Source organism: Xanthomonas boreopolis, from assembly GCF_046529185.1.
GTDB lineage: Bacteria > Pseudomonadota > Gammaproteobacteria > Xanthomonadales > Xanthomonadaceae > Pseudomonas_S > Pseudomonas_S boreopolis.
The window spans coordinates 4,165,611-4,190,605 of record NZ_CP097162.1; the positions used below are offsets into that span (position 1 = coordinate 4,165,611).

The 24,995-nt window shown below is 67.6% G+C and carries 25 protein-coding genes and 1 riboswitch; of the genes, 11 read left to right on the forward strand and 14 right to left on the reverse strand.

Annotated features, from left to right (window positions below):
- The first annotated feature begins 15 nt into the window (after nt 1-15).
- Entirely contained in the window at nt 16-546 is a 531-nt protein-coding gene (locus M3M27_RS18695; RefSeq protein WP_434026586.1) for a hypothetical protein, read from the forward strand.
- Nucleotides 547-964: 418 nt separating this feature from the next.
- Nucleotides 965-1,498, forward strand: a complete 534-nt coding sequence (locus M3M27_RS18700) for a hypothetical protein (protein ID WP_125076202.1) — start codon at nt 965-967, stop codon at nt 1,496-1,498.
- A 320-nt stretch (nt 1,499-1,818) separates the two neighbouring features.
- Here the strand turns inward: M3M27_RS18700 and M3M27_RS18705 are convergent.
- Nucleotides 1,819-2,918, reverse strand: a protein-coding gene (locus M3M27_RS18705; RefSeq protein WP_151023642.1) for an IS3 family transposase whose coding sequence is annotated in 2 segments (ribosomal slippage) — nt 1,819-2,669 and nt 2,669-2,918 — 1,101 coding nt in all. Because the reading frame shifts where the segments join, the coding sequence is not laid out codon by codon here.
- Nucleotides 2,919-3,645: 727 nt separating this feature from the next.
- Between M3M27_RS18705 and M3M27_RS18710 the strand changes: the two genes are divergently transcribed.
- The 5 genes from M3M27_RS18710 to M3M27_RS18730 all read left to right on the forward strand — a co-directional run bounded on the left by M3M27_RS18710 (nt 3,646) and on the right by M3M27_RS18730 (nt 6,612).
- Complete coding sequence (locus tag M3M27_RS18710; protein ID WP_434026587.1) at nt 3,646-4,068, forward strand: DUF6228 family protein; 423 nt, start codon at nt 3,646-3,648, stop codon at nt 4,066-4,068.
- A 394-nt stretch (nt 4,069-4,462) separates the two neighbouring features.
- A complete protein-coding gene (yecR, locus tag M3M27_RS18715) occupies nt 4,463-4,741 on the forward strand; it encodes a YecR family lipoprotein (RefSeq protein WP_434026588.1) in 279 nt (92 codons plus the stop codon).
- A gap of 288 nt (nt 4,742-5,029) precedes the next feature.
- Nucleotides 5,030-5,524: an N-acetyltransferase family protein gene (locus M3M27_RS18720; RefSeq protein ID WP_434026589.1), complete on the forward strand. Its 495-nt coding sequence runs from the start codon at nt 5,030-5,032 to the stop codon at nt 5,522-5,524.
- Between the two features lie 44 nt (nt 5,525-5,568).
- Nucleotides 5,569-5,991: an SgcJ/EcaC family oxidoreductase gene (locus M3M27_RS18725; protein ID WP_434026590.1), complete on the forward strand. Its 423-nt coding sequence runs from the start codon at nt 5,569-5,571 to the stop codon at nt 5,989-5,991.
- Nucleotides 5,992-6,186: 195 nt separating this feature from the next.
- Nucleotides 6,187-6,612 (forward strand): GNAT family N-acetyltransferase, encoded by a 426-nt coding sequence (locus tag M3M27_RS18730; protein WP_434026591.1) that lies wholly within the window; start codon nt 6,187-6,189, stop codon nt 6,610-6,612.
- 200 nt (nt 6,613-6,812) lie between these two features.
- Here the strand turns inward: M3M27_RS18730 and M3M27_RS18735 are convergent, their stop codons facing one another.
- From M3M27_RS18735 to M3M27_RS18760, 6 genes are all read right to left on the reverse strand, one after another.
- Nucleotides 6,813-7,994 carry an ABC transporter permease gene (locus tag M3M27_RS18735; RefSeq protein WP_434026592.1) on the reverse strand — a complete coding sequence of 394 codons (1,182 nt, stop codon included), beginning with the start codon at nt 7,992-7,994 and terminating at the stop codon, nt 6,813-6,815.
- Nucleotides 7,991-8,737 (reverse strand): ABC transporter ATP-binding protein, encoded by a 747-nt coding sequence (locus tag M3M27_RS18740; protein WP_140727678.1) that lies wholly within the window; start codon nt 8,735-8,737, stop codon nt 7,991-7,993. The genes M3M27_RS18735 and M3M27_RS18740 overlap by 4 nt, the downstream gene beginning before the upstream one ends.
- A 28-nt stretch (nt 8,738-8,765) precedes the next feature.
- Nucleotides 8,766-10,325, reverse strand: a complete 1,560-nt coding sequence (locus M3M27_RS18745) for an alpha/beta hydrolase (protein ID WP_434026593.1) — start codon at nt 10,323-10,325, stop codon at nt 8,766-8,768.
- Between the two features lie 84 nt (nt 10,326-10,409).
- Nucleotides 10,410-10,610 (reverse strand): helix-turn-helix transcriptional regulator, encoded by a 201-nt coding sequence (locus tag M3M27_RS18750; RefSeq protein ID WP_140727673.1) that lies wholly within the window; start codon nt 10,608-10,610, stop codon nt 10,410-10,412.
- A complete protein-coding gene (locus M3M27_RS18755) occupies nt 10,607-11,182 on the reverse strand; it encodes a hypothetical protein (RefSeq protein WP_434026594.1) in 576 nt (191 codons plus the stop codon). Before M3M27_RS18755 ends, M3M27_RS18750 begins: the two co-directional genes overlap by 4 nt.
- 262 nt (nt 11,183-11,444) lie before the next feature.
- Nucleotides 11,445-12,194: a ferredoxin--NADP reductase gene (locus M3M27_RS18760; RefSeq protein ID WP_434026595.1), complete on the reverse strand. Its 750-nt coding sequence runs from the start codon at nt 12,192-12,194 to the stop codon at nt 11,445-11,447.
- A gap of 103 nt (nt 12,195-12,297) precedes the next feature.
- Here M3M27_RS18760 and M3M27_RS18765 point away from each other — a divergent pair, with 103 nt between their 5' ends.
- The 4 genes from M3M27_RS18765 to M3M27_RS18780 all read left to right on the forward strand — a co-directional run bounded on the left by M3M27_RS18765 (nt 12,298) and on the right by M3M27_RS18780 (nt 15,702).
- Complete coding sequence (locus M3M27_RS18765; protein WP_434026597.1) at nt 12,298-13,245, forward strand: ABC transporter ATP-binding protein; 948 nt, start codon at nt 12,298-12,300, stop codon at nt 13,243-13,245.
- A 61-nt stretch (nt 13,246-13,306) separates the two neighbouring features.
- A complete protein-coding gene (locus tag M3M27_RS18770; RefSeq protein ID WP_140727649.1) occupies nt 13,307-14,113 on the forward strand; it encodes an ABC transporter permease in 807 nt (268 codons plus the stop codon).
- A gap of 28 nt (nt 14,114-14,141) precedes the next feature.
- Nucleotides 14,142-15,080: a 2-dehydropantoate 2-reductase gene (panE, locus tag M3M27_RS18775; RefSeq protein ID WP_434026598.1), complete on the forward strand. Its 939-nt coding sequence runs from the start codon at nt 14,142-14,144 to the stop codon at nt 15,078-15,080.
- A 106-nt stretch (nt 15,081-15,186) separates the two neighbouring features.
- Nucleotides 15,187-15,702: a hypothetical protein gene (locus M3M27_RS18780; protein WP_140727644.1), complete on the forward strand. Its 516-nt coding sequence runs from the start codon at nt 15,187-15,189 to the stop codon at nt 15,700-15,702.
- Between the two features lie 27 nt (nt 15,703-15,729).
- Here the strand turns inward: M3M27_RS18780 and M3M27_RS18785 are convergent, their stop codons facing one another.
- From M3M27_RS18785 to M3M27_RS18815, 7 genes are all read right to left on the reverse strand, one after another.
- On the reverse strand, nt 15,730-16,134 hold the full coding sequence (locus M3M27_RS18785) for an acyl-CoA thioesterase (protein WP_140727641.1): 405 nt from the start codon (nt 16,132-16,134) through the stop codon (nt 15,730-15,732).
- A 32-nt stretch (nt 16,135-16,166) separates the two neighbouring features.
- The gene (locus M3M27_RS18790) at nt 16,167-16,493 is read right to left on the reverse strand and encodes a thioredoxin family protein (protein ID WP_140727639.1); all 327 of its coding nucleotides are present in this window, start codon (nt 16,491-16,493) and stop codon (nt 16,167-16,169) included.
- Nucleotides 16,465-16,959 (reverse strand): flavodoxin, encoded by a 495-nt coding sequence (locus M3M27_RS18795; RefSeq protein ID WP_140727637.1) that lies wholly within the window; start codon nt 16,957-16,959, stop codon nt 16,465-16,467. The genes M3M27_RS18790 and M3M27_RS18795 overlap by 29 nt, the downstream gene beginning before the upstream one ends.
- A 113-nt stretch (nt 16,960-17,072) precedes the next feature.
- Nucleotides 17,073-18,122 carry a ribonucleotide-diphosphate reductase subunit beta gene (locus M3M27_RS18800; RefSeq protein ID WP_434026599.1) on the reverse strand — a complete coding sequence of 350 codons (1,050 nt, stop codon included), beginning with the start codon at nt 18,120-18,122 and terminating at the stop codon, nt 17,073-17,075.
- A gap of 162 nt (nt 18,123-18,284) precedes the next feature.
- Complete coding sequence (locus M3M27_RS18805) at nt 18,285-20,759, reverse strand: ribonucleoside-diphosphate reductase subunit alpha (protein WP_140727632.1); 2,475 nt, start codon at nt 20,757-20,759, stop codon at nt 18,285-18,287.
- Between the two features lie 172 nt (nt 20,760-20,931).
- Nucleotides 20,932-21,152: riboswitch (cobalamin riboswitch) on the reverse strand.
- Between the two features lie 245 nt (nt 21,153-21,397).
- Nucleotides 21,398-22,030, reverse strand: coding sequence for a hypothetical protein (locus tag M3M27_RS18810; protein ID WP_434026600.1), 633 nt, complete (start codon nt 22,028-22,030; stop codon nt 21,398-21,400).
- Nucleotides 22,031-22,209: 179 nt separating this feature from the next.
- On the reverse strand, nt 22,210-24,918 hold the full coding sequence (locus M3M27_RS18815; RefSeq protein WP_434026601.1) for a bifunctional acetate--CoA ligase family protein/GNAT family N-acetyltransferase: 2,709 nt from the start codon (nt 24,916-24,918) through the stop codon (nt 22,210-22,212).
- Nucleotides 24,919-24,995 lie beyond the last annotated feature (77 nt).

Below are 24,995 nucleotides of genomic sequence, written 5' to 3' on the forward strand. Positions count from 1 at the left end.
CAGGCGTTAGGCGCCATGAACAAGATCATTTGGCCTTTGATGTTTACGGCAATGCTCCTAGCGACGCCGCGCGCGTTGCCCCAGGAAACCGGACCCGTGGCGTCCATACGGAACGCAACGTGGGAGGCGTACAGCCATGAGTATCCCGGCAGCCCTCTGTGCACTAAGGAAGAGATCACCCTCTGGTCCTGCTCGGCGGGCAAGCGGGAGTATTCGCTCTGCGCCTCGCGTGTGGTGAACCGCACACAGGGCTACATGCAGTACCGGGCATCCAAGGCAGGCAAGACCGTGTTTACGTTCCCGGCAACTAGGCGCCCACCGGCAGGAGCGTTCACATACACCTCGTACGCGAACGGCAACGCGTCCGTGGAGTTCGTGAACCAAGGCTACCGCTACACCTTGTCGGACCCGCTGAGGAGCGAGTCCTCCATACTGGTCGAGGCGCGGAGCGGGAAGACCACCGAGGTCAGTTGTGGCGGCAACCAGACCCTGCAGGTCAACTACACAATGCGACTCATGTATGACTCAGGCGTATGGGACAGGTAGCAGGCATGGCGCCTAACAATTCGTCCAAGCCGACGCCGCTTCGCGGCGCGGCTTAACTCAGGTGTTAGGCCTTCCAACAAGGTGCCATGTGGCAAGAAGGAACAATCCGCTCGGAGGGAGCTTTCTCAATCGGCTTTCCTTCTTCAATTCCAAGCCAATTGATCGTGATGCACGCAAGCTGGTTGAGCCACTTGATCCGTCACGTAAGAAGAAGAAAAAGTCGAAGCCCCAAAAAGCCAGACCCGAAAAGATTGAACGTGCAGACAGGCAGCCGCCGCTAGAGAGCCCCCGCAAGCAGGTCTTTAAGAGGAACGGATCCATTGTCAAAGTGCCCGAGAGAAAGGCCTAACAATTCATTCAAGCCGACGCCGCTCCGCGGCGCGGCTTAATTCTGGCGTTAGGGCTTACAGGAGAGATCATGGTTGATGAAGCATGTGAGCCGCCAAAAAAGCCGCCCGGCGAGTATCGGCAATGGTTGATAAGCGCTGAGCAAAAGGCTCAGGATGACTTTGACAAGGCAGTTCTATCTCTATCGGGAGGCGCCTTGGGCATATCGTTCGCCTTTGTCAAAGACATCATAGGTCCCGGTGCAATCCATCACCCCGCATGGGTCCTTATAGCATGGTTCTCATGGGCGCTTAGCTCGCTGGCCATTCTCTCCTCATTCTTTGCAAGCCACCTCGCATTGAGACAGGCAATCCAACAATGCGATGATGGAAGCATCTACAAGCAAACCCCCGGTGGCATATTTTCAAAGATCACACGAAATTTGAATGCCTCTGGAGCGTTGCTGTTCGTGGTAGGCGTTTGTTTCATGGCAGCGTTCATTTATTCCAACCTATCAGCAAGGGATGCCGCACATGTCAGACAAGAGACCCAGCAATCCACCAAGCAGGCCGCCCCCGTCACCGCCGACGCCGCCAAGCCGTCCGCCGGGCGACAGACCAAATGATGGTGCACGCACTCCGGGCAAAGGCTATATACCGCCGCCTCCACCGCGTAAGCCCTAACAATTCATTCAAGCCGACGCCGCTTCGCGGCGCGGCTTAATTCAGGCGTTAGGTGTCACATGAGAAGTCTGTCGAAGCTTCGAGAATGGATAAACCGTGATGACGGCCGCCTCTTCCAAGTCGGCAACGAGTCAATTGGTGTCTGGACAGTTATCGGGGCGCTTTCTCTCGTTGGCGCTTTGGTTCTCTGGCAGCTTCACACTCATGTCGGGGTCAATAGTGCTTGGGCTATCGTTGACCTGAGTATGGAACTTGTAGCCAATCAGGCAGTGAGTCCGGGGTTGATGGTATCGGGTTTCGACCAGTTCCGGCGAACGCTCGCCGGGGGTTTGTAACCATGGGCGCTGTGCGGCCGCTGCTCGTTGTAGAACTGCCGCCAGCGTTCGATCAGTACCTTCGCCTCGGCGCGGCTGCGGAACCATTCGCGGTTCAGCAGCTCGTCCCGCAGCTTGCCGTTGAAGCTCTCGACGAAGCCGTTCTGCCACGGGCTGCCCGGCGCGATGAACGCCGGGCCGATCGCCGCGTCGCGCAGCCAGCGCATCACCTTGGCTGCGGTGAACTCGGCGCCGTTGTCGGAGCGGACAAAGGCCGGCTTGCCGTAGAGCCGCATCAACCGCGACAGGGTCAGGATCACGTCCTGCGCCCGCAGGCTGGCCCCGACCTCGATGGCCAGGCACTCCCGGGTGTATTCGTCGATCACGCACAGCATCTTCAAGGCGCGCCCGTCGACCATCTGGTCGTGGACGAAGTCGTAGCTCCAGACGGCATTCGGGCGAACCGCGCCCGGAAGGCGGATATCGTTGCCGGATCGGCGGCGACGCGGCCGGCGGCGGGGAATGTTCAAGCCCAGCCGACGCCACAGGCGCCGCACCCGGGCCTCGCCCAGGTCCAGCCAGGCCGCCATCCGGCGATACCCGAACCGCGGCACCTTCGGCGACGCGGCCAGCAAGCGCTCGGCCACCGCCTGGTCCTTGGCGGCCTGGCGCGGGGCGTAGCTGGCGATGCGGCGGCTCAAACCCAGGTAATGCAGGGCCTTCCGCTGCGAGATCCCCCGACGGACCAGCACCTGGACCGTGTCGCGTCGTTCCGACGGGGTCGTCATTTTTTTCGGACGATCTCCTTCATCCCGTCGATGACCAGCATCTGCTCGGCCACCAGCCGCTTGAGCCGGGCGTTCTCGGACTCCAGGTCTTTGAGCCGGCGGGCGTCGGGTACATCCAGGCCGCCGAACTTGTTGCGCCAGCGGAAAAAGGTCTGCTCGGTCAGGTTGTGTTTCTTGCACAGCGCCTTGATCGACATGGCGCCGACCTCGGCCTCACGCAGGATGCCGATGATCTGTTCGTCGGTGAATCGCTTCTTCATGGAGCTCTCCTTGCCTGTTAAGGGTAGAGAACTCACCAGCCAACTGGCTACACGATCCGTCTCAGGTCATCCCCACTGCGGCAATCCGCCCGTGACCGGCCGCTCATCCCCACGCAGCGCTGATTTCTGCGCCCACTGCTACTATTGGCTTAAAAGCCCCTTTGGCCAAGGTGATCGGTCAGAGGGCTAACAATTCATTCAAGCCGAACCCGCTTCGCGGGTCGGCTTAATTCAGGTGTTAGGCCGCGCACTAATGAATATGGTCAATCAGCCATCGCTCTACTTCGCCCTAAGCTTCGTAGGCATGTTCATTTGCGCGTGGCTTTTTGACCACGCTCAAAAACGCTATTTGCCTGACGCAGGCGACAAACCGGAGTCAGCAAAGCCCTCTCTCCTCCGTGCATTGCTTTACATGGCCAGCGCGATTGCTGGAGCAATCACTCTCTGGCTCGCCCTTTACAAGACTAATCTAGTCATTGCGGACGCCCTTCTTGTGGCGGCGCTTGTATGTGCCGCTGTTGGTTCGTATAGGATTCGCCTGCGTCCACTACTGGCTCACGGGCTGACTCGCCCGCACCTTGCATTGTTGGTTGCTGCCCTTTGCTTGTGGGGCGTTCCAATCTTATGGTTCATGCACCTACATTTGGCCGCATCGTATGGCGCGGCCTAACAATTCATTCAAGCCGAACCCGCTTTGCGGGTCGGCTTAATTCAGGCGTTAGGGCGCATGGGCAACATTTCCTGCACATTGAAGTCAGTTCAAGGCGACACCTCGCTCACGCTCTCGGACTTCCATCCCGAGTATCAAGACGCGGGTGCCGACGTCTTCATTGTTTCGGTCGTCTCTGGCTCCTGGCGCGGAGAGATTCGTGCTTCCACGTTCATGGCGGCCGACTTAGGTGACTTCTTTCGCGATCTGGCGCTTAGCTGGAAAGGCTGGGATGGAGAGCGCCACTGGAGCACCTTAGAAGGAGAGTTCTCCCTTTGCGCAACTTCAGACCATCTCGGGCACATCCGGCTGGCCTTTGTTCTTACACAGCCGCACACTGGGCTTGAGTTGCAGCTAAAGGGAGCCTTGGAGCTAGAGGCCGGCATGCTGGACTCGATTGCAAATCAGGTGTCGGCCGCTTGGCGTCAGAATGCAGCCTAACAATTCATTCAAGCCGAAACCGCTTCGCGGTTCGGCTTAATTCAGGCGTTAGACCGTGGTGCAATACGTGCGGTGCGGCTTCCCTCTTCGGCAATCTCACTGGCGCTTTGGCGGTCGGCCCCGGGGCGCCATCCTCTCGTTTCCCGCCATCGGGTTGGCCACCGTGCCCGACAGGCGTCGCTTGCCGGTTGCGCGCTGTTCCTCGTGTACCTCGCATTGCGCTACTTTGCGTAGGTACCCGGCGGTTGTTCCAGGCCGAGCCTCGCTTACCGCCCGGGCCAGGAATCGAGGCGATATCGCGGAGCTCGTTTGGTCTTCGGCTTGTTGATCGCAAAGGACGAGTATCGACAATGAAAGCGCTGCTTGTTTTTCTTTCGGCGGCCATCCTGGCCGGGTGCGCCACTGCCAAGAACTGGGCGGCAACCGGCGGCAGTCGCGCGGATGCGACCGTAACGAATACGGCGCGCTCGAGAAGCCCCGCGCGGACGAGGCGCAGGCCCGCGAACTCGCCTTGGCACGTTGCCGGGCCTGGGGTTATACCGGGGCGGAAGCTTTCGGCGGGGCCATACAGCAATGCAACCTGCCGGACGGTACAGGTGGTTGCAATCGTTGGCTCGTCACCAAGGAATACCAGTGCACCGGCCCCGGATTGCCGGAACAAACCGGCAGGTGAGACGCCACCGGCATCCAGACTGACGCTGCTTGGCCGCCAGGGTCCGATTGGCAACCCGACGACGAAGAGCGTTCATGGAAGCCAGGATGTTCGTCACCTTCGGTTGGCCGGGCGACCAGGGAGGATCTCCGCAGCGCACTGGCCTCCGCCGGGCGGTGTTCGCCGGCCACGGGGGTCCAACGGTTCACGCGCGAGTTCCAGCGCAACGCACGGGATGCGGCGGCGCACCTTCGTCCGTGGCCGACTCCTGGATCACTCGAACAGTTCTCGACCGACTCGGCATTGATCATGGCTCAGGTGCAGATCCGCCCCTACCTTGCAGAAGACTGGCCGCGCTTGTGCGCGATCCATGACGCGGCCCGGCTCGACGAGCTGCGCCTTTCCGCGGGCGAGGATTCCTTTCTCACCCTGGAGCAGACCGCGGAGAACGAGGGGCTGTTTGCCGGAGAAGTGGCCGTGGCGCTCGTGGACGGCGAAGTACAGGGCTTCGTCGCCTACAGGCCGGACGAGCTGAGCTGGCTCTACGTGTCCCCGGCGGCCTATCGGCGCGGCGTGGGCCGCGCCCTGGTCCGGCATGTCCTATCCGCGTCGCGGCAACCGCTGACCGTCGAGGTCCTCGAAGGCAACGAGCCCGCCTTGTCGCTCTATCTCTCCGAGGGCTTCACGGTCGAGCGCAGGATTGCAGGCCGGCTCGAGGGCAACGAAGCATTCCCCGCCGTGGGGTTGGTGCTGCGGCATCCAGGGCGCAGCGGCGACGAACCGGACGCGGCCATCCTGCCGTAGGATCCGGTGATGCCGTCCGTTTTCCTCTCACCCAAGCGATGACCATGACCACGATGCATGGACCGGAGGATGCGCCCGCCGCGTTCCAGGCTGCCTGGAATGCCCATGACATGGAGGCGCTCGGCCGTCTTTTCGATCGGGATGCCACGTTCGTGAATCGTTTCGGGCACTACGTCCGGGGCGTCGACGAGATCGTGGCGCTCCACGCTCCAATCCACGAAACGATCTATAGCGACTCCACGCTAGAGAACGAGCTGATCGATGTCGTCCACCTGGCGGATGGCGTCGCGGTCGTCCATTTCTGGAGCCGCCTGGCGACCGGCGCCGCACACCCGGCCGGCGCGCACCAGGTGGATACGCTGATCCTCGCGGTGCTGAGCCGGCAGGACGGAACCTGGCGCATCCGCGCCCTGGAGAACGTGACGCTCACGAATCCCAGGACCGGGGAGGCGATCTTGCGGGACTAGCAACGATCTCCGGCCCCTCCGGTGGCCGGGCACGCACCTCGGCTCCCGATCGGCCATACTCGAACGGCCCGGCGTCTTCGAGGCCTCGTCTGCCGCTTCCGTCGTGGCTGCCGTTTACCGACCTCAGGCAGGCTTGGGGCGTATTGCCTACCAGGCCGGACGCACGGCCCGGGCATCAGGTTCACAGGAGGATTCATGCCGATCCATTGGACGCAGTCCACCGACACGGTCGACTGGGACGAGCTGTCCGAGCTCTATCGCATCGCGCCGCTCGGGACCAAGAGCGGGGAGTGGCTGAGGACTGCCTATTCGAACAGCATGTTCAAGTGCATGGCGTTCGACGAGGACAAGGTCGTCGCGGCCGGGCGCGCCGTGGCCGATGGCGTGGACTGCTCCTATCTTTGCGACATCGTGGTCCATCCCGCCTACCAGGGTTCCGGGCTCGGCAAGGAGCTCATCCGCAAGTTGATCGAGCTCTCCAAGGGCCACCGCAAGATCATCCTGTACGCGGTCCCCGGCAGGGAACCGTTCTACGAGAAGTTCGGCTTTCGCCGCATGAACACCGCCATGGCCATCTTTGCGGACCCGGCAAAGGCGGCCGCGGACGGGTATACGCAGTGACGCCCGTGGGCCCGGCCGGCGGGCGGCATCCCTCGGCTCGCGCCCGTGCGCACGTCGGCATGGCGTCGTCCCGAAGAAGTCCCCCCGGGCTCGCTCAGGAGCCCGGGCCGATGCTCCGGCGGTCTTCGCGAACATGCGGGGTAGCGGATGTTCGCGGCCCTGGCCACCGTGCCTCGGAAGGTTGTTGGGCCACGAGGACATCATCCCGCGATCGCCAACCGCTCCTGGTGGTAGCGGCGCACCGCGGCGTACCACAGCACCGCCGCCAGGCCGAAGCCGGCGACGAGGTAGACCGCCCAGGTCTGGCCGTCGATGGCTTCGTGGCGCGTCACCTTGAGCAGCATCTGGTTCTGAGCCAGGAACGGCACGGCGAACTGCCACAGCTGGGTCTTCAGCGGATACACCATCAGCGCGTAGCCGGGCAGCATCGGCAGCAGCATCAGCCAGGTCATGTGGCTCTGCGCCTCCTTCATGCTCTTGGCCGCCGCGGCGAGGAAGGTCAGCAGGGAGGTGCCGATGAACACCATCGGCAGCAGGATGAAGAGCATCTGCACCATCGCCAGGTAGCCGACGTTGAGCTGGCGGCCGATGCCGGTGGCAAACTGCGCGCTGAACTTGAAGGCGAGCAACGTCAGCAGCAGCGAGGCCATGCCGATCACGCAGGCCGCGGCGATCTTGCCGCTCACCACCGCGCTGCGCGGCGCGGGGGTCGCCAGCAGCGGCTCCAGCGAATGGCGCTCGCGCTCGCCGGCGGTGGCGTCCAGGATCAGGTAGGCGCCGCCGAGGAACGAGGTGATGATCAGCAGCACCGGCAGCAATGCCGACATCAGCGCATTGCGCTTGGCCTCGGCGGTGGCGAGGTCCTGGGTGGCGATGTCGACCGGCCGCGCGATCTGCGCGTCGATGCCGCGCGCCAGCAGGCGCAGCGCGCCGACCTGCTGGCTGTAGGCCGACAAGGCGGTCTGCAGGCGCGTGGTGGGGATGTCGGCGTCGCGGCGGGTGCTGTCCCGGATGATCTCGACCAGCGCCGGGCGGCCGTCGCGCCAGGCCTGCGCGTAGTCGTCGCTGATGCGCAGCGCCACGTCCACGTCCTGGTTGCGGATCGCGGCGGTGAGGTCGGACGGGGGATCGACCGCGTTCAGCCCCTGCGAGGCGAGGAACTGCACCAGGTTGGGGGCGTTGGCCTTGCCCACGACCGGGATGTCCAGCGGCTTGTCGACCTGGGTCTGCACGCGGCTCTCGGCCAGCCTGCCCATGCCGAGGATCAGCACCGGGTAGAGCAACGGCGCCAGCAACAGCGACAGCATCAACGTGCGATGGTCGCGCGAGATGTCGCGCAGTTCCTTGCGCATGACGGTCCACAACGTCGAAAACAGACTCATGCGTGCAGTCCCTCGTCGGAGCCGATCGCCTTGACGAAGGCGTCTTCCAGGTTGTCCTCGCCGGTGTAGCGGCGCAGTTCGTCGGCGGTTCCCGCGGCCACCACGGTGCCCTTGGCGATGATGACGATGCGATCGCACAGCGCCGCCACCTCCTGCATGATGTGGCTGGAGAAGATCACGCAGCGCCCTTCCTCGCGCAGCTCGTGCAGGAATCCGCGCAGCGCGCGCGTCGTCATCACGTCCAGGCCGTTGGTGGGCTCGTCGAGGATGACGTTGCGCGGGTCGTGCACCAGCGCGCGCGCGATCGCGGTCTTGGTGCGCTGGCCCTGGCTGAAGCCCTCGGTCTGGCGGTCGAGGATGTCGTCCATGTCTAGCGCCGCGGACAGGATCCGCGTGCGCTCGGCGATCTGCTCGCGAGTCATGCCGTGCAGCTCGCCGAAGTAGGCGATGTTCTCGCGCGCGGTGAGGCGCTTGTACACGCCGCGCGCGTCCGGCAGGACGCCGAGCCGGCGCCGCACCGCGATCGGGTCGCGGGCGGCATCGATGCCATCGACCGCGACCTGGCCCCGGTCGGGCGACATCAAGGTGTAGAGCATGCGCAGCGTGGTGGTCTTGCCGGCGCCGTTGGGGCCGAGCAGGCCGGTGATCTGGCCGTCCGCGGCATGGAAGCTGACGTCTTCCACCGCCTTCACCAGCCCGGTCCGGGTCTTGAACGACTTGTACAGGTGTTCGGCCGCGATCATGCGGTGGCCTCCTGGGCGACGAGGGCGGTCATGGTTCCCACCCGTTGAACGAGGTGAAGGCGGGCACGCGGCTGAGCGTGCCCACGCACTGCGCGTCGAGCGACTTCGCGTCGGCCTGGTCGATGAACTGCCCGATGAGCTTGGGGATGCAGCCCAGCGCCATCACGTTGTGCCCCTGCCCCGGCGCCACCAGGTGGCGGCCGTTGGGCAGGCCCTCGAGCACCCGCTCGGCATAGCGCGGCGGCGTGACCGGATCGAGCTCGCCCGACAGCAGCAGGGCCGGCACGTCGCTGCGCAGCGGCTCGGTGAATCCGGCCGGGCGCGTGCCGATGGGCCATGCGGGGCAGGCGGCGAAGAACATCTTGGCCACGTCCGGGCCGAACAGGGTCTGTTGCGCGCCCTCGGGGGCGCGGTAGCGATCGGCGTCCTCGGCGCAGATCACCGACCATTGCATCGCGCGGTTCATGGTGTCGCCGAACTGGCGGCTGGCCAGGCCGGCCAGCGACATCAGCGGCCCATAGCGCCCCTGCGCGGCTTCGTCGAGGATCAACGGCAGCAGGGAAGCGGTCTGCGGCGCATACGAGAACGCGAACGCCAGCCCGGTCACGGTGTCGGCGGTGACCTTGCCGCGTTCGATCTCCCCGGTGCCGGGATTGCGGTATTCCACATCGACCGGCGCCTGCCGCAGGCGCGCCATCACGTTGCGCAGCTGCTCGCGCGTATCGGTGGGAAAGCGCTTGGCGCAGGCCGGGTCGGTCCGGCACTGCTCCGCCTGCAGGCGGATCGCGTCCTCGAACGTGGTGGCGAACTCGCCGCCCACCACCAGGTCGTTCGGCGCCACGCCGTCGATCACGATCGCGCGGATGTGCCGCGGATGGGCCGCCGCATAGTGCTGGACCACCCGCGTGCCGTAGGACACGCCGATCAGGTCGATGGTCTCCGCGCCTATCGCCCGGCGCACGGCATCGAGGTCGCCGACCGCTTCCGTGGTGGTGTAGAAGCGCGGGTCGGCCCGGCCCTGCAGCGAAGCCGCGCAGCGCCTTGCGTAGTCGGCGACCGCCTCCGCCGAGGCATCCTCCTCGTCCGGCAGCGACAGCGGCTTGCCGTCGGCGCCAGTGCAGGCGAGCGCGTTCGAGCCGCCGGTGCCGCGCTGGTCGACCAGGAAGATGTCGCGCTTCTTGCGCACCTCGGCCAGCGCCGGTGCGACCAGGCTCGCCGATTCAGTGGCCGACTGGCCCGGCCCGCCGGCGATGAAGAACACCGGGTCGGCCTCGCCGGGGCCGTCGCTGTCGGCTTCAAGCCAGGCGATCTTCAGGGCGATGCGGCGCCCTTGCGGCGCGGCGGGATTCTCCGGCACCTGCAGGGTCGCGCACTTCGCTTCGACGTTGCCCGGCGCCTGCGGATGGGTGAGCGTGCACGGCTGGAACTCCAGCGCGCCATGCCTGCGGGCGGCCTGCCCGGCCGCCGCACCGGCAGCGTCGGCGGCGGGCCTGGCCGTGGGCGGCGGCGCATGCGCCTTCCAGTAGCGATGGCCGACGAAGGCCACCACCACCAGCAGCGCCAGAACGAGCCTGATCTTCTTCGACATCTCCCGCGTTCCCCCTCTGCAGATTCCACAAGCCATGACGCGCAAGCGCGCCGGACGTGACGGCGCCACACCGCCCTTTATCGCTCAATCCCCTCCGTCGAACAGGAATATCCGTTCGATCGGCTCGCCGAACAATGCTGCGATGCGGAAGGCCAACGGCAGGCTCGGATCGTACTTGCCGGTTTCCAGCGCATTGACGGTCTGGCGCGACACCGCCAGCCGCTCGGCCAGTTCCCCTTGCGACCAGCCGCTGGCCTCGCGCAGTTCGCGCATGCGGTTGTTCACGCGTAGCGGCTCGCGATGGCGATCTTGATGAAGCCGTAGCCGACGCACAACATCGGGAACACCCACAACATCGCCACGCTGGCCGGTATCGCGATCAAGCCCGCCGATTGCAGGAACCCCCCGGCCATGTAGACCGCGGCCACGCCCCCCGCGGCGATCGCCACCGATTCCAGTTCGATGCGACGCTGCATCTCGTCGGCATCGCGCATGAAGCGCGCCACCGCGCGGATCGCCAGGACCACCAGCAAGGCCGGCAGCAAGGCCACCACGACGCGCAGCCAGGTCGGCCCGACGGCGTCGAGCAGGGGCCGCCACGTCGGCATGACGGCCACGTAGGCCAGCATCGGGGGCAGGAAATCGCGGTAGTAGCGCCGCACCAGCGCCGGTGGCGCGGCGTCGCGCAACCATGCCGGCGCTCGCCACATCATCGCCGCCGCGGCGAGGAGGCCGATGCCGGCCCCGATCAGGCCGGCGCCTCGGCCGCTTCCCGGTGCGAGGTCCGCAACGCCGAAACCGAGCACCGCCAGCCCGGCGGCGAGCATCGCGATGGCGCCCCGACGGCCGGCGCTCACGAGCGTCGCTCCCACACGGCCCCGTGGAAGCCCGGTCCGGACAAGGCCATGCCGGCACCGGACGGCGCCGGCGGGCGCGATCCCGCGGCGATGACGACCTCGCCTGCCGCCCGCGGCCACCCGGCCGCGACGTTGCCCGACGAACGATGCTTCATGGGACCTCCCTGTCAAGCGTACTTGACACGGAGGATGGGGCGGGATCGCCATCCTGTCAAGCGACCTTTACACCAGGTCGCCCCGGGAACGGCCAAGGCCGGCGCGCCTACTTGTTGCTGACGTACTTCTCGCGACGGATCTGCGCGTTCGGCAGCCCCGCCTGCTTCAGCGCCTCGAAGCAGGCGTCCACCATGTCCGGGTTGCCGCACAGGTAGGCGATGTCGCGCTGCGGGTCCGGCGCGAGTTCCGGCAGGAACTGCTGCACGTAGCCATGGCGCACGCCGGGGTGCGGGTGCTCCGGCAGTTCGCGCGAGAAGCACGGCATGTAGCGGAACCCGGGGTGCGCGTCGGCGAAGGCGCGGAAATCCTCGCCGTACAGCAGGTCCTGCGGCGTGCGCGCGCCCTGCAGCAGCACGACCTCGACGCCGCGCTCGCGCATCGCCTCGGCCAGCAGCGGCAGCATCGAACGGTAGGGGGTCACGCCGGTCCCGGTCGCGATCAACAGGTAGCGGCGGTTCTGGTCGCCCGGCATCAGGCAGAAGCGCCCGTACGGGCCGCTCGCCGACAGCTCCTGCCCGATGTCCAGGCTCTCGAACAGCGCGGTGGCCGCCCCGCCCGGGACGAAGCTGACCGCGATCTCCACGGCCTCGCCCGGCCCGAGCGCATGATCGTGGATGGTCGCCAGCGAATAGCTGCGCTTGGCCGCGGCGCCGTCGGCGTAGTGGAAATGCACCTGGATGAACTGGCCGGGCTGGAAGTCCAGCGGCTGTCCGTCGGCGCGGACGAACTGGTAGTGGCCGACCGTGGGCGCCAGCATGCGGCAGCCGACGAGCTTGATGGGGAATTGGGCGAGCACTGGAGAGGTTGGGACAGTCTGTTTCCGGGGCCGGGCCCGCGTGGCCTTCTATAATACCGGCTGCATTCCGGCGGCGCCGCCCATCCGGCGCGAGGACAACAGATTGAATTCTTCTATCGCAACCGGCGCGCCAGCGTTGCGCGTGCGCGACCTGCGCAAGACCTACGACAACGGCGTACAGGCCCTCAAGGGGGTCTCGCTCGACGTCGAACCCGGCGATTTCTTCGCCCTGCTCGGCCCGAACGGCGCCGGCAAGTCCACCCTGATCGGCATCGTCTCCTCGCTGGTGAACCTCAGCGAGGGCTCGGTGCAGGTGTTCGGCACCGACCTGTCGGCGCATCGCAGCGAGGCGATGCGGCTGATCGGGCTGGTGCCGCAGGAGATCAACTTCAACCTGTTCGAGAAGCCGTTCGACATCCTGGTCAACTACGCCGGCTTCTACGGGATGCCGCGCGCGGAGGCCAGCCAGCTGGCCGAGGCCGAGCTCAAGCGCGCGCACCTGTGGGAAAAGGCCCAGGTGATGAGCCGCACGCTGTCCGGCGGCATGAAGCGCCGGCTGATGATCGCCCGCGCGATGATGACCCGGCCGAAGCTGCTGATCCTGGACGAACCCACCGCCGGCGTGGACATCGAGATCCGCCGCGACATGTGGCGGGTGCTGCGCGAGATCAACGCCGCCGGCACCACCATCATCCTGACCACGCACTATCTCGAGGAAGCCGAGAGCCTGTGCCGCAACCTGGCGATCATCAACCACGGCCGCATCGTCGAGCAGGGCCCGATGCGCGCGCTGCTGGCCAAGCTCGACGTGGAGGGCTTCCTGTTCGACATCGACGGCGAGCTGCCGGCGCAGCTGCCGGCCATCGACGGCACCTCGCTGGTCGCGCTCGACGCGCACACGCTGGACCTGGACATGCCCCGCGCGATGGACCTCAACCGCGTGTTCGCCGCGCTCAACGCGGCCGGCATCCGCGTGCGGTCGATGCGCACCAAGAGCAACCGGCTGGAGGAACTGTTCGTGCGGCTGACGGGCGAAGGCCGTGATTCGTGATTCGTGACGGGTGATTCGCAAAAGCAGCCTCCCGCCACCTGACCGATCTCCACCGACGACGATGAACACTACGAATCACGAATCACGAATCACGAATCACGGTTCCCGCAACCTGACCGCGCTGGGCACCATCGTGCGCCGCGAGGTGCAGCGCATCCTGCGCATCTGGGGCCAGACCCTGGTGCCGCCGGCGATCACCATGACGCTGTACTTCCTGATCTTCGGCGGGCTGATCGGCTCGCGCGTCGGCGAGATGGGCGGCTTCTCCTACATGCAGTTCATCGTCCCCGGGCTGGTGATGATGAGCGTGATCCAGAACAGCTACGGCAACATCTCCTCCTCCTTCTTCGGCGCCAAGTTCGGCCGCCACGTCGAGGAGTTGCTGGTCAGCCCGATGCCGAACTGGGTGATCCTGTGGGGCTACGTCGCCGGCGCGGTGATGCGCGGGCTGATGGTCGGCGTGATCGTGCTGGTCATCGCGATGTTCTTCACGCCGGTGCGCATGCCGCACCCGCTGGTGACGCTGACCACGGTGCTGCTGGGCGCGACGATCTTCTCGCTGGCCGGCTTCATCAACGCGGTGTACGCGAAGAAGTTCGACGACGTGGCGATCGTGCCGACCTTCATCCTGACCCCGCTGACCTACCTGGGCGGCGTGTTCTATTCGGTGAAGCTGCTGCCGCCCTGGGCCGAGGCGGCCACCCACGCCAACCCGATCTTCTACATGGTCAACGCCTTCCGCTACGGCCTGCTCGGCAGTTCCGACGTGCCGCTGTGGGTGGCGTACGCGCTGATGCTCGGGTTCGTCGCGGTGCTCAGCGCGCTGGCGTTGTGGCTGCTGCGGCGCGGCGTGGGCCTGCGCAGCTGACCGGCACCGCAACGACGAAGAGAGCGACATGCGTATCCTGATCCTTGGCGCCGGCGGCACCGGCGGCTACTTCGGCGGGCGCCTGGCCCAGGCCGGCGCGGACGTGACGTTCCTGGTGCGGCCCGCCCGCGCCGCGCAACTGCAGGCGGACGGGCTGAAGATCCGCAGCCCGCTCGGCGATGCCGACCTGGCGGTGCGGCACGCCGTGGCCGGGGCGTTGCCGGCGCTGGTCGCCGAACGCCCGTTCGACCTCGTGATCCTCAGCTGCAAGGCCTACGACCTGGAGGCCTCGATCGAGGCGATCGCCCCCGCGGTCGGCGCGGACACCACCGTGCTGCCGATCCTCAACGGCCTGCGCCACTACGACGCGCTGGATGCCCGCTTCGGCCGCGAGCGCGTGCTCGGCGGCTTGTGCTTCATCAGCGCGACCAAGGGCGAAGGCGGCGAGATCCTGCACTTGGGCAAGCCGGCCTCGATCACTTTCGGCGAGCGCGACGGCGGGGCCGGCAGCGCCCGCGTGCGCGCTTTCGCCGCGGCCTGCGCGCAGGCCGGCATCGACCACACGGCCTCGCCGCGGATCGCCCAGGAGCAGTGGATCAAGTACACGTTCCTGTGCGCGCTGGCCGCGGCCACCTGCCTGGCGCGTTCGCCGGTCGGCCGCATCGTCGCCACCGAGGACGGCCGCGCCTTCATCAACGGCCTGTACAACGAGTGCCTGATCGCCGCCGACGCGGCCGGCGAACCGGTGCCGCTGGCCGCGCGCGAGAAGGCCCTGCTGACGTTGCTGCAGCCCGGCTCGGACCTGAAGGCCTCGATGCTGCGCGACCTGGAGGCCGGCCAGCCGGTCGAGGCCGAGCACATCGTCGGCGACATGCTGGCGCGGGTGCGCGAGACCGGCCGCAACGCGCCGTGGCTGATGGCCGCGAACGTGCACCTGCAGGCGTACCAGCTCGCGCGCGGCGGCTGAACCGCGCGCCGGGCCGACGGCCCGCGGGCCCGGGCGCGGCCCGGCCTTCGCGCGGTACTGACGGGCCCGGCCGGATGCTCTGGCTTCCTTCCGGTTGGGCCCGGCCATGAAGTTCCTGAGCGTCCTGTTCCGCGGCGGTCACGTGGTGATCCTGGGCTTCTTCGTGCTCTGCGCCGCGGGCCTGGTGACGATGGCCGCGATGGAGCTGTGGCACGGGCTCTCGCCCGGCGGCGACATGGCGGTCCGCATTCGCTTCAACGTGGTGCTGGAGGCGATCGGCCTGCTCACCGTGGCGCTGGTGACGCTGGAACTGGGCCAGACCATCTTCGAGGAAGAAGTGCTGCGCGACGTCAAGGTCAGCGGCCCCACCCGCGTGCGGCGCTACCTGTCGCGCTTCTTCGTGGTGATCGTGATCGCGCTGGCGATCGAGACGCTGGTGTCGATCTTCGAGCTGATGCACGACGATCCCGCCAAGCTGCCGTACGCGGCCACGACCGGCCTGTGCGCGGCGATGCTGCTGCTGGCCTGGGGCGTGTTCGTCCGGCTCAACCGCAGCGCCGAGGAGCTGGAGCCGGAAGCGATGGAGGAAGCCAAGCGCGAGGACCGCGACGTGGCCGAGTAGCGCCGTCGCCCCGCGGCGCGGGGCGGCTCAGGCCCCTGCGGCGGGCAGCGGCCTCACCGGCGTCGGCTTGCCGTCCGGGCCGAGCGCGATCATCACGAAATGGCCGCGCGTGCACAGCTTGCGCTCGCCGCTGAGCAGGTCCTCGGCGATCAGCTCCACTTCCACCCGGATCGAGCTGCGCCCGACCCCGACCACGCGGCCGATCGTCTCCACCATCTGGCCCTGGCGGATCGGCAGCTCGAAATCCACCTGCTCCGAGCGCGCGGTCACCACGGTGTGGCGCGAATAGCGCGCCGCCGCCAGGAACGCGGCCTTGTCCATCCACGCCAGTGCCTGGCCGCCGAACAGCGTGCCCATGTGGTTGGTGTTGTTCGGGAAGACGATTTCCGCCATCCGCACCTCGGTGGGCGGCGCCTGTTCGGGGGTGTCCATGCGATGGGCCCTGGATCGGAGACGCTACGAGCTTACAGGCTGCCGCGCACGGCCGCCTCGACCTGGGCCGGCGACTGGAAACCGGGCAGCCGCGCGACCTCGGCCCCGTCCTTGAACAGCGCCAGCGTCGGGGTCTGGCGCAGGCCCAGGCCGCGGAAGAAGTCCTCGCCGATGTCCTCCAGCTTCACCTTCAGCAGGGTCAGGCCGTTAGCGGCCTCGCTGGCGGCGAACTTATCCAGGGACATGTCGAGCATGCGGCAGCCCGGGCAATTGTCCTTGTTGAAGTCCACCAGCAGGCGCGGATGGGCCGCGAGCGCGGCGGCGTAGTCGTCAGGCGACGTGGCGGTAATGGTCTGCATGTTCGTGTGTGTCGTTGTTGTCGGGGCAGGTGGCGAGCACCTGCGCGATCCAGCGGTCGATGGCCTCGGCGTCGCGTTCGCCGTGCGGCATCTGCTCGATCGCCAGCCGCGGGAACGGGCTGGCGAAGAAGGCGGCCATGCGGTGCACGGCGCCGCAGAAGTATTCCTCGCCCCACTGGGTCTCGCCGGTACCGAACACCGCCACCCGCGGCGGCTTGCCGGCCGCCTCTACCAGTTCGGCGATGAAGCGCTTCATCTCCGAAGGCGTGCGGCCGGCGTTGTCGGTCCAGGAGCCGAGCAGGAACAGGTCGTAGGCCTGGGCCGGCAAGGACGCGTCGGCCAGCGACTGCAGGTCGGTCTCTATCCAGTCCAGCGCGTGCCCCGCCTCCTCGCAGCGCGCGCGCACCCGGCGCGCCACTTCGCGCGTGTTGCCGCTGAGCGAGGCGAGGGCCAGCAGGATGTTCATAGGGGCGTGATTTGTGATTCGTGATTCGTGATTCGTAAAAGCCGATCCGGACGGCCGGTGCTTTTGCTCCTGCCCTTGCCAATCACGAATCGCAAATCACGAATCACGGCTCCTCAAAGATCATCGAATCCGTTGTCCGAGTTGGTCTTCTTGTAGCTGGCGTTGCGCATCTCGAAGAAGTCGGTCTTGGTCTCGGTGAAGTTGTCGGCGTAGGCCTTGATCCACGGCATCACGTTGTCGGTGGTCTCCGCGTACAGCTTCTCGATGCCGAGCATGCCGGCCATCTTGTTGGCGCGGTACTTCACGTAGCGGATCATCTCGTCCACGTCGATGCCGTCGATGCCGTCGAGCACCTCGCCGGTCCACTGCGTCTCCAGCTCGATCGCGTGCGCGAACGCCTTGTGCACGTAGTCGGTCAGCTCGTTGGTCTGCAGCTCCGGGTTCTCGCCGACGATGGCGCGGATCACCTCGCTGATGAACTTGGTGTGGGCCAGTTCGTCGCGGTTGATGAAGCTGATGATCTTGCCGGTGCCGGTCATCCGGTTCTGGCGCACCAGGTTGTAGAAGTAGGCGAAGCCGGAATAGAAGTTGATGCCCTCCAGGATCGAGGACTGGATCAGCGAGCGCAGCAGGGTCTCGGCGGTCTTCTCGCGCATGAAGTCGTCGTAGGACGCCATGATCGGCGCGTTGCGCCTGAGGATCGTCGGGTGGGTGCGGGCGATCTCGAACACCCGGTTCTGGTTGTCCAGGTTGGTGATCGAGGCCAGCACGTAGCTGTAGCTCTCGTTGTGGATCACTTCCTGCTGGCCGATGATCGCGGCGTTGGCGTGCGCGGCCGGGTCGGTGATGTACTCGGCGACGTTGTAGATGAAGCGCGTCTGCGGCGAGTCCAGCGTCGCCAGCAGGCCGATGATCGAGTCGTAGGCGTTCTTCTCGCGTCCCGACAGCTCGCCGTACTGGCGCGCGTCGATCTTCATGTCGACCTCGTCGGGGATCCAGAAGTTGGTCGACAGCTCCTTGTACGCCCGGTAGAAGGACGGGTACGGGATGTCGTTCCAGTTCAGGATGCCGCTGGTCTTGCCGTTGATGATGCCGGTCGAACGGTTCGGGTTGCGCGGCTCGAGGATCTTGATGCGATCGAGCGGGGTGGAGGTGACGGACATGATGGCTTCTCGTGTTTCTTCTACGCAGCGCCGCGGGACGTTCTGGAGAAAAGCCCCCCTGAGTCAGGGGGGCGCGCCGCAGGCGCGGGGGTGTGGGTGCAAGGTGAAGCAGGGTCCAAGGTTCGCAACGCGAACCTTGGAAGCGACAGCGCGAATGCGATGTCAGCTACTGCACCATTCGCACTCGCTGATGTCGATGTCGTTGGAACGCACGTAGTAGGTGGTCTTCAGGCCTTCGCGCCAGGCGGTCATGTGCAGCTCCAGCAGGGTGCTGGCGCGGATGGTCGACGGCACGTAGAAGTTGAAGCTGATCGACTGGTCGACGTGGCGCTGGCGGCGCGCGTTCTGGCGCACCGAGGCGAACTGGTCGACCTTGTAGGCGCCCTTCTCGTAGTACGGCCAGGTCTCCAGCGACAGGCCGGGCGCGGCGACCGGGCGGCGGAAGTCCTTCTTCTCCTCGTAGTAGAACGCCGAGTAGATCGGGTCGATCGAGGCGGTCGAGCCGGCGATCTGCGCGGTGCTCATGTTCGGCGCGACGGCGACCATGTAGGCGTTGCGCACGCCGTTGACCGCCACCTGCGCGGCCAGGTCCAGCCACTGCGGGCTGTTGTAGCCGCGGTCGCGGAAATAGGCGCCGGTATGCCAGTCGCTGCCGCGGAACACCGCGTAGGTGCCCTTCTCCTTGGCCAGCGCCATGCTCGCCTGGATGGTCAGGTAGTTGATGCGCTCGTACAGCTCGTCGCTGAACTGCTCGGCTTCCGGCGAGTTCCAGTGGATGCCCTTCTGCGCCAGCAGGTGGTGCCAGCCGAAGGTGCCCAGGCCGATCGCGCGGTACTTCTGGTTGGTGATCGTCGCCTGCGGCACCGGCAGCAGGTTCAGGTCGATCACGTTGTCGAGCATGCGCACCTGGATCGGGATCAGGCGCTCGAGCACGTCGGTGATCAGGTCGCCCTGGCCCGCCTGCGGCACCACCGCCCGGCCCAGGTTGACCGAGGACAGGTTGCAGACGACGAAGTCGCCGGCCTGCTTGGTCGTGACGATCTGGTTGCCGCTGATGATCTCCTGCATCATGCGCGTGGGGCTCATGTTCTGCAGGATCTCGGTGCACAGGTTGGACGAGTACACCATGCCGACGTGCTTGTTCGGGTTCTTCCGGTTGACCTCGTCGCGGTAGAACATGAACGGATTGCCGGTCTCCAGCTGGCTGACCATGATCCGCTTGAAGATGTCGATCGCCTTGACCGTCTTGCGGCTGATGCGCTCGTCGGCGACGACTTCCTCGTACTTCTTGCGGAAGCTGCCGTCGCCCTTCTTCTCGTCGTAGAAGTCCTGCAGGTACCAGCCCTTGATCCGCTTCACCTCGTGCGGGTCGAACAGGTACCAGTCGCCGCGGCGCTCCACCGTCTCCATGAACAGGTCGGGGATGCACACCGAGGTGAACACGTCGTGCGCGCGCAGGCGCTGGTCGCCGTTGTTCAGGCGCAGGTCCAGGAACGCCTCGATGTCGCGGTGCCAGATGTCCAGGTACACGGCGATGGCGCCCTTGCGCTGGCCGAGCTGGTCCACCGACACGGCGGTGTTGTTGAGCTGCTTGATCCACGGCACCACGCCGCCGGACGAGTTGGCCACGCCGCGGATCGCCGAGCCGGAGGAACGCACGTAGCCCAGGTACGCGCCGACGCCGCCGCCGTGCTTGGACACGCGCGCCACGTCGGTGTTGGAGTCGTAGATGCCCTGCAGGCTGTCGTCGACCGTGTCGATGAAGCAGCTCGACAGCTGGCCGCCGACCTTGCCGGCATTGGCCAGGGTCGGGGTCGCCACGGTCATGTACAGGTTGGACAGCGCCCAGTAGGCCTCGCCGACCAGCTGCATGCGGCGCTCGCGCGGCTTCTCGTCCTGCATCAGGTACAGCGCGATGGTCAGCCAGCGCTCCTGCGGCAGCTCGAACACGCCGCGCGAGCTGTCGGTGGCCAGGTAGCGCGTGGCCAGCAGGTACAGGCCGTTGTAGGCGAACAGCTTGTCGCGCTCCGGGTCGATCATGCGCCCGGCTTCCTGCAGTTCGTCCTTGGAATAGGAGCGCAGGATGTCGTTGGAGTAGACGTTGCGGTCGGCCAGGCTCTCCTGCAGGCCGACGAACGAGCCGTACTTCTGGCTCGCGTCGTAGAAGCGGTTGCGGCTGGCGCGCTTGTACAGGCGGCGCAGGTACAGGCGCGCGGCGAAGAACTCCCAGTCCGGCGCGGTCAGGTCCACGCGCGCCTCGGCCTCGCGGATCAGCAGGTCGACCAGGTCGTCGGCGTTGACGCTCTCCTTGCGCTCGACGAAGCCGAACACGGCGCGCTTGTAGTCGCTCACGTCCAGGTGCGGGAACTCGGCATGGACCGAATCGATGCTGCGCTCCAGGCGCGCGCGATCGAACGGGATGCGGCGGTTGCCGGCTTCCTTGGTGATCCAGGTGGAGACAGCGGATTCGTCGAGGGTCTGAACGGGCATTGCGGCTGCTTGTGGGGGCGGCGGAACCAGGTCCGCGGAATCGGGGGTGGTCTCGGCCGCGGCGGGGGGAGCGACGCGGGTGGGTGCGGCGGGGGTGGACTGCGAAGAGGTGGCCGCGGCGGCGGCGAGGATGTCGTTGCTTGTCATACGTCCTCCATGTGGTGCACGGACCCGCCCTTCGCAGGCGAGGCGGGCCGTGTCGGCGGAGCGGACGGCGGTGTCGCGGGGGCCGCGGCGCGCGCGGGCCCAGGCCCGCGGGCAGCTCCCGCTTCACCGGCCATCCCCCTCCGGGGACGTCACGGCCGGCACCGCGCGATGTGCATGCGCGCGGCTGTCGGCAGGTCTTCGGACTGATGGGTACGGCCGACGCGAGGGTCGGCCACCTCGGCCGTCGCTTCCCGGGAGGATCCCAGTGCGTTGACGGCGTCGTTCCCAATTACCGCTGCGGGGCAGTGCCGGAGTGGCCCATCGGGGGCGTCACCGGCTTCCCTCTTCGCCTCCGCCCTCGTGAGCGGAGACACCGACCGCCCCAAGATAGTGGGGTCCCCACCGGGGGTCAACACGAAATATAGGCAAATTCGGAAAAGCCTTGTGGGACAAGCGCGCGGCCGGAAATCCCCGTGAACCGTTTCCAGCGCGCGGCCGGGCACGTCCAAAAACACTGCGCAGTCAAGCACCGGAGGGGCGGTTCCCGGGGCGGGGTTCCGGTCCGTTTGGGTCGTGGGGCGCCCCCCCCTGGACCGGAATGGAAAACGGTGTTCCGCGCCCCGTGCCTTTGGCCGGCGCTATTGCCAGTGCACCGCGTCCAGCGCCTGGTGCAGCCGCGCCACCGCGGTGCCCGTGTCGAACGGCGGCTTGCGCGGCGGGTCGTAGACCTCCGGGCGGGTGCCGCTCACCATCAGGTCGATCGCCACGCAGCGGCCGTTGCGCACGCTGCGGTAGCCCTCGACCTGCAGGAAGTGGCTCATCGCCGCGTCGCCGGCGCGGAAGTGGACGAAGGCCACCCCGCCGATCTCGACCTGGTCCGGGTCGCCCTGCGCCTCCGGCGGCGGCTCCAGGCAGCGCGCGGCCTCGCGCAGGCTGTCGCTGCTGCCGATGCGCAGTTCGGCGGCGGCGAGATCGTTGGAACCGTCCAGCACCAGCGCGGCCAGGGGCTTGCCCTCGCTGTCGCCGGGCGCGAACGCCTTCCAGCCGTCGGTATCGAGGTACTCGCGGTCGAAGTCCCGCTCGAGCGTGGTGCCGGGCACCGGCATCAGCCGCAGGCCGATCGACGCATCCGTGAACACCGGTGCGGGGCCCGCCGGCGGCGACGGTGCCGGATCGGCGGTGGCATCCGCTGCCGGTGGCTGGCGCCCGCAGGCCGCCAGCGCCAGCACGACCGGTAGGCAGACGACGGACAGGATCGGGCGCTTGGACATGCGGGCGGGCTCCGGGCGGTTCGGTGCCGCCCATGCTGCACCCGGCAAGGTGAATGGCGCTCCACGCCACGCCGGCCAGGCCCCGCGCGCGGCATGCGGGCACGCTGTCGCGTCGCCGGCAAAGCCCCGCGGGGACCGGAGCCCTGCCCGCGGGAACGACGGCCACGCCGCGGCGCCGTTCAAGGACGCAGGGATCCCGTCCCCACCGGCAGCAGCACGTTCATCAGCGACGCATCCTCCGGATCGGGCCTGACCTGGAATCCCAGGCTCTCGCACATCGCCAGCATCGTGCGGTTCTCGCGCAGCACCTGCCCCTCCACCGCCTTCAGGCCGAGCCAGTGCGCGTACTCGATCATGATCCGCATCAGTTGCCAGCCGATGCCGTGGCCCTTGAGGTCCGAGCGGATCAGGATCCCGTACTCGCCCTTCTCGTAGTCGGCGTCGGCGTGCAGCCGCACCGCGCCGAGCATGTCGCCGCCCTTCGGGTCGATCGCCACCAACGCGATCGAGCGGGCGTAGTCGAGCTGGGTCAGGCGCGCGATGAACTCGTGGCTGAAGTGCTTCACCGACTGGAAGAAGCGCAGCCGCAGGTCCTCGTCGGTGACGCGGGCGAAGAACGCGCGGAACAGCGCATCGTCCTCCGGCCGCACCGGGCGCAGCCATGCGGTGGATCCGTCGCCGAGCACCAGGGTGCGCTCCCACTCCTTCGGGTACGGGAAGATCGCGAAGCGCGGATGCCCACGTCCCTTGTGCAGGATGCGCGAACGCGCCACCGCCACGCGCGCGTCCAGCGCCAGCACGCCGTCGCGGTCGGCCAGCAGCGGGTTGATGTCCAGCGCGCGGATCTCGGGGATGTCGGCGGCCAGCTGCGCCAGCTTGACCAGCACCAGCGCCACCGCGCGCTCGTCGGCGGCCGGCACGTCGCGGTAGCCCTTGAGGATGCGCGAGACGCGGGTGCGGCCGATCAGTTCGTGCGCCAGGCGCAGGTCCAGCGGCGGCAGCGCCAGTTCGCGGTCGTTGATCACCTCGACCGCGGTGCCGCCGCGGCCGAACACGATCACCGGCCCGAACACGGGGTCGTCGGCGATGCCGGCGATCAGCTCGCGGGCCTTCGGCCGCAGGATGGTCGGCTGCACGATCACGCCGTCGATGCGCGCCTGCGGCCGCACCCTGCGCGCGCGCTCCAGGATGCCTTCGGCCGCCAGCCGGACCGCCGCCACGCTCGGCAGGTTCAGGCGCACGCCGTCCACGTCGGACTTGTGGCCGATGTCGGGCGAGACGATCTTCACCGTGACCGAGCCGCCCGCGGCCAGGATCGGGTCGGCCAGCAGCGCGGCTTCGTTGGCCGTGGTGGCGACCTGCAGCGGCACGCACGCGATGCCGTAGGCCTCCAGCAGGCGCTGGGTCGCCACCGGGTCCAGCCAGGCCTGGCCCGCGGCGAGCGCCTGCTCGACCAGCGCGCGCGCCGTCGCGGCATCGACGACGAAATCCTCCGGCAGGCTCGGCGGGGTCTCCATCAGCGCGGCCTGCGCCTCGCGGTAGCGGACCATGTGGGTGAAGCCGCGCACCGCGTCGGACTCGGTCGCGTAGGTCGGCACGCGCGCGGCGTTGAGCGCGGCGATGGCCGCATCGTCCTGGCCCAGCCACACCGCGAACACCGGCTTGTCGCGCGCGTGCTGGCCGCGCGGGCCGAGCGAGCGGGTCAGCGCCTTGGCGGCGTCGGCCGAGGAGGTGAAGGCGGTCGGCACGTTCACCACCAGCAACGCGTCGTTGCCCGGGTCTTCCAGCAACGCCTCGATCGCGGTCGCGTAGCGCTCGCCGTCGGCATCGACCACGATGTCGACCGGGTTCTCGCGCGACCAGCCCTGCGGCAGCGCGCGGTCCAGGCGTTCGATCGTCTGCGGCGACAGCGCGGCGAGCGTGCCGCCGCGCAGGGTCAACTGGTCCACCGCCAGCCGGCCGACGCCGCCGCCGTTGCTGAGCACCGCCAGCCGGCGCCCGGGGAAGGTGCCGATCCGGCCCAGCGTCTCGGCCGCGGCGAACAGCTCGTCGAGCGCGCCCACGCGCAGCAGGCCGGCGCGCGCGAAGGCCGCGCCGTAGACCGCATCCGGGCGCGCCAGCACTTGCGAGTGGGTGTCGGCATTCGGATCCGGGCGCGCCTGGCGCCCGGACTTCACCACCACCACCGGCTTGGCGCGCGCCGCCGCGCGTGCGGCCGACATGAACTTGCGCGCGTCGCGGATCCGCTCGACGTAGAGCAGGATCGCGCGGGTGCGGTAGTCGGTGGCGAAGTAGTCGAGCAGGTCGCCGAAGTCCACGTCCACCGCGTCGCCGAGCGAGACCACCGCGGAGAAGCCGACCGAGCGCGCCACGCCCCACTCCACCAGCGCGGCGGCGATCGCGCTGGACTCGGAGACCAGCGCGAGGTCGCCGGCCTGCGGGCAATGCGCGGCGATCGAGGCGTTGAGCCGCGCATGCGGCGCGATCACGCCCAGGCAATGCGGGCCGAGGATGCGCAGGCCCTTGGCGCGCGCGGCAGCCTCGGCGCGCGCGGCCGGCGAGCCGGGCCCCTCGCCGAGGCCGGCGGTGAGAATGATCGCCGCGGCCACGCCCTGGCGCGCGGCCAGCGAGACCACCCGCGGCACCATCCGCGCCGGCGTGGTGATGACGACCAGCTCCGGCACCCAGGGCAGGTCGGCCAGGCGGCGCACCGTGCGCATCCCGTCGATTTCCGGATAGCGCGGGCTGACCCAGCCGATCTGGCCCGGGAACCCGGCCGCCCGCAGGTTGCGCACCACCGCGCGCCCGGCCGAGCGCTCGCGCGGGCTGCCGCCGACGATCGCCACGGACTTGGGCCGGAACACGGACTGCAGGTGGTAGGTACTCATGCAACGGGCGGTTGTCGGCGAGGGATCCCACGGTACACGGCAGTCCCGGGACGCGACATGACGCAACGCAATCGCGG

What these genes read in the sequence shown, in the direction of transcription:
- M3M27_RS18790 (WP_140727639.1), bottom strand. Translation starts at nt 16,493, where the DNA reads ATGCAGACCATTACCGCCACGTCGCCTGACGACTACGCCGCCGCGCTC.
- M3M27_RS18810 (WP_434026600.1), bottom strand. Translation starts at nt 22,030, where the DNA reads ATGTCCAAGCGCCCGATCCTGTCCGTCGTCTGCCTACCGGTCGTGCTG.
- M3M27_RS18795 (WP_140727637.1), bottom strand. Translation starts at nt 16,959, where the DNA reads ATGAACATCCTGCTGGCCCTCGCCTCGCTCAGCGGCAACACGCGCGAA.
- M3M27_RS18740 (WP_140727678.1), bottom strand. Translation starts at nt 8,737, where the DNA reads ATGATCGCGGCCGAACACCTGTACAAGTCGTTCAAGACCCGGACCGGG.
- panE (WP_434026598.1), top strand. Translation starts at nt 14,142, where the DNA reads ATGCGTATCCTGATCCTTGGCGCCGGCGGCACCGGCGGCTACTTCGGC.
- M3M27_RS18780 (WP_140727644.1), top strand. Translation starts at nt 15,187, where the DNA reads ATGAAGTTCCTGAGCGTCCTGTTCCGCGGCGGTCACGTGGTGATCCTG.
- M3M27_RS18730 (WP_434026591.1), top strand. Translation starts at nt 6,187, where the DNA reads ATGCCGATCCATTGGACGCAGTCCACCGACACGGTCGACTGGGACGAG.
- M3M27_RS18725 (WP_434026590.1), top strand. Translation starts at nt 5,569, where the DNA reads ATGACCACGATGCATGGACCGGAGGATGCGCCCGCCGCGTTCCAGGCT.
- M3M27_RS18745 (WP_434026593.1), bottom strand. Translation starts at nt 10,325, where the DNA reads ATGTCGAAGAAGATCAGGCTCGTTCTGGCGCTGCTGGTGGTGGTGGCC.
- M3M27_RS18695 (WP_434026586.1), top strand. Translation starts at nt 16, where the DNA reads ATGAACAAGATCATTTGGCCTTTGATGTTTACGGCAATGCTCCTAGCG.
- M3M27_RS18700 (WP_125076202.1), top strand. Translation starts at nt 965, where the DNA reads ATGGTTGATGAAGCATGTGAGCCGCCAAAAAAGCCGCCCGGCGAGTAT.
- M3M27_RS18720 (WP_434026589.1), top strand. Translation starts at nt 5,030, where the DNA reads ATGGCTCAGGTGCAGATCCGCCCCTACCTTGCAGAAGACTGGCCGCGC.
- M3M27_RS18815 (WP_434026601.1), bottom strand. Translation starts at nt 24,918, where the DNA reads ATGAGTACCTACCACCTGCAGTCCGTGTTCCGGCCCAAGTCCGTGGCG.
- M3M27_RS18805 (WP_140727632.1), bottom strand. Translation starts at nt 20,759, where the DNA reads ATGACAAGCAACGACATCCTCGCCGCCGCCGCGGCCACCTCTTCGCAG.
- M3M27_RS18785 (WP_140727641.1), bottom strand. Translation starts at nt 16,134, where the DNA reads ATGGACACCCCCGAACAGGCGCCGCCCACCGAGGTGCGGATGGCGGAA.
- M3M27_RS18770 (WP_140727649.1), top strand. Translation starts at nt 13,307, where the DNA reads ATGAACACTACGAATCACGAATCACGAATCACGAATCACGGTTCCCGC.
- M3M27_RS18735 (WP_434026592.1), bottom strand. Translation starts at nt 7,994, where the DNA reads ATGAGTCTGTTTTCGACGTTGTGGACCGTCATGCGCAAGGAACTGCGC.
- M3M27_RS18710 (WP_434026587.1), top strand. Translation starts at nt 3,646, where the DNA reads ATGGGCAACATTTCCTGCACATTGAAGTCAGTTCAAGGCGACACCTCG.
- M3M27_RS18800 (WP_434026599.1), bottom strand. Translation starts at nt 18,122, where the DNA reads ATGTCCGTCACCTCCACCCCGCTCGATCGCATCAAGATCCTCGAGCCG.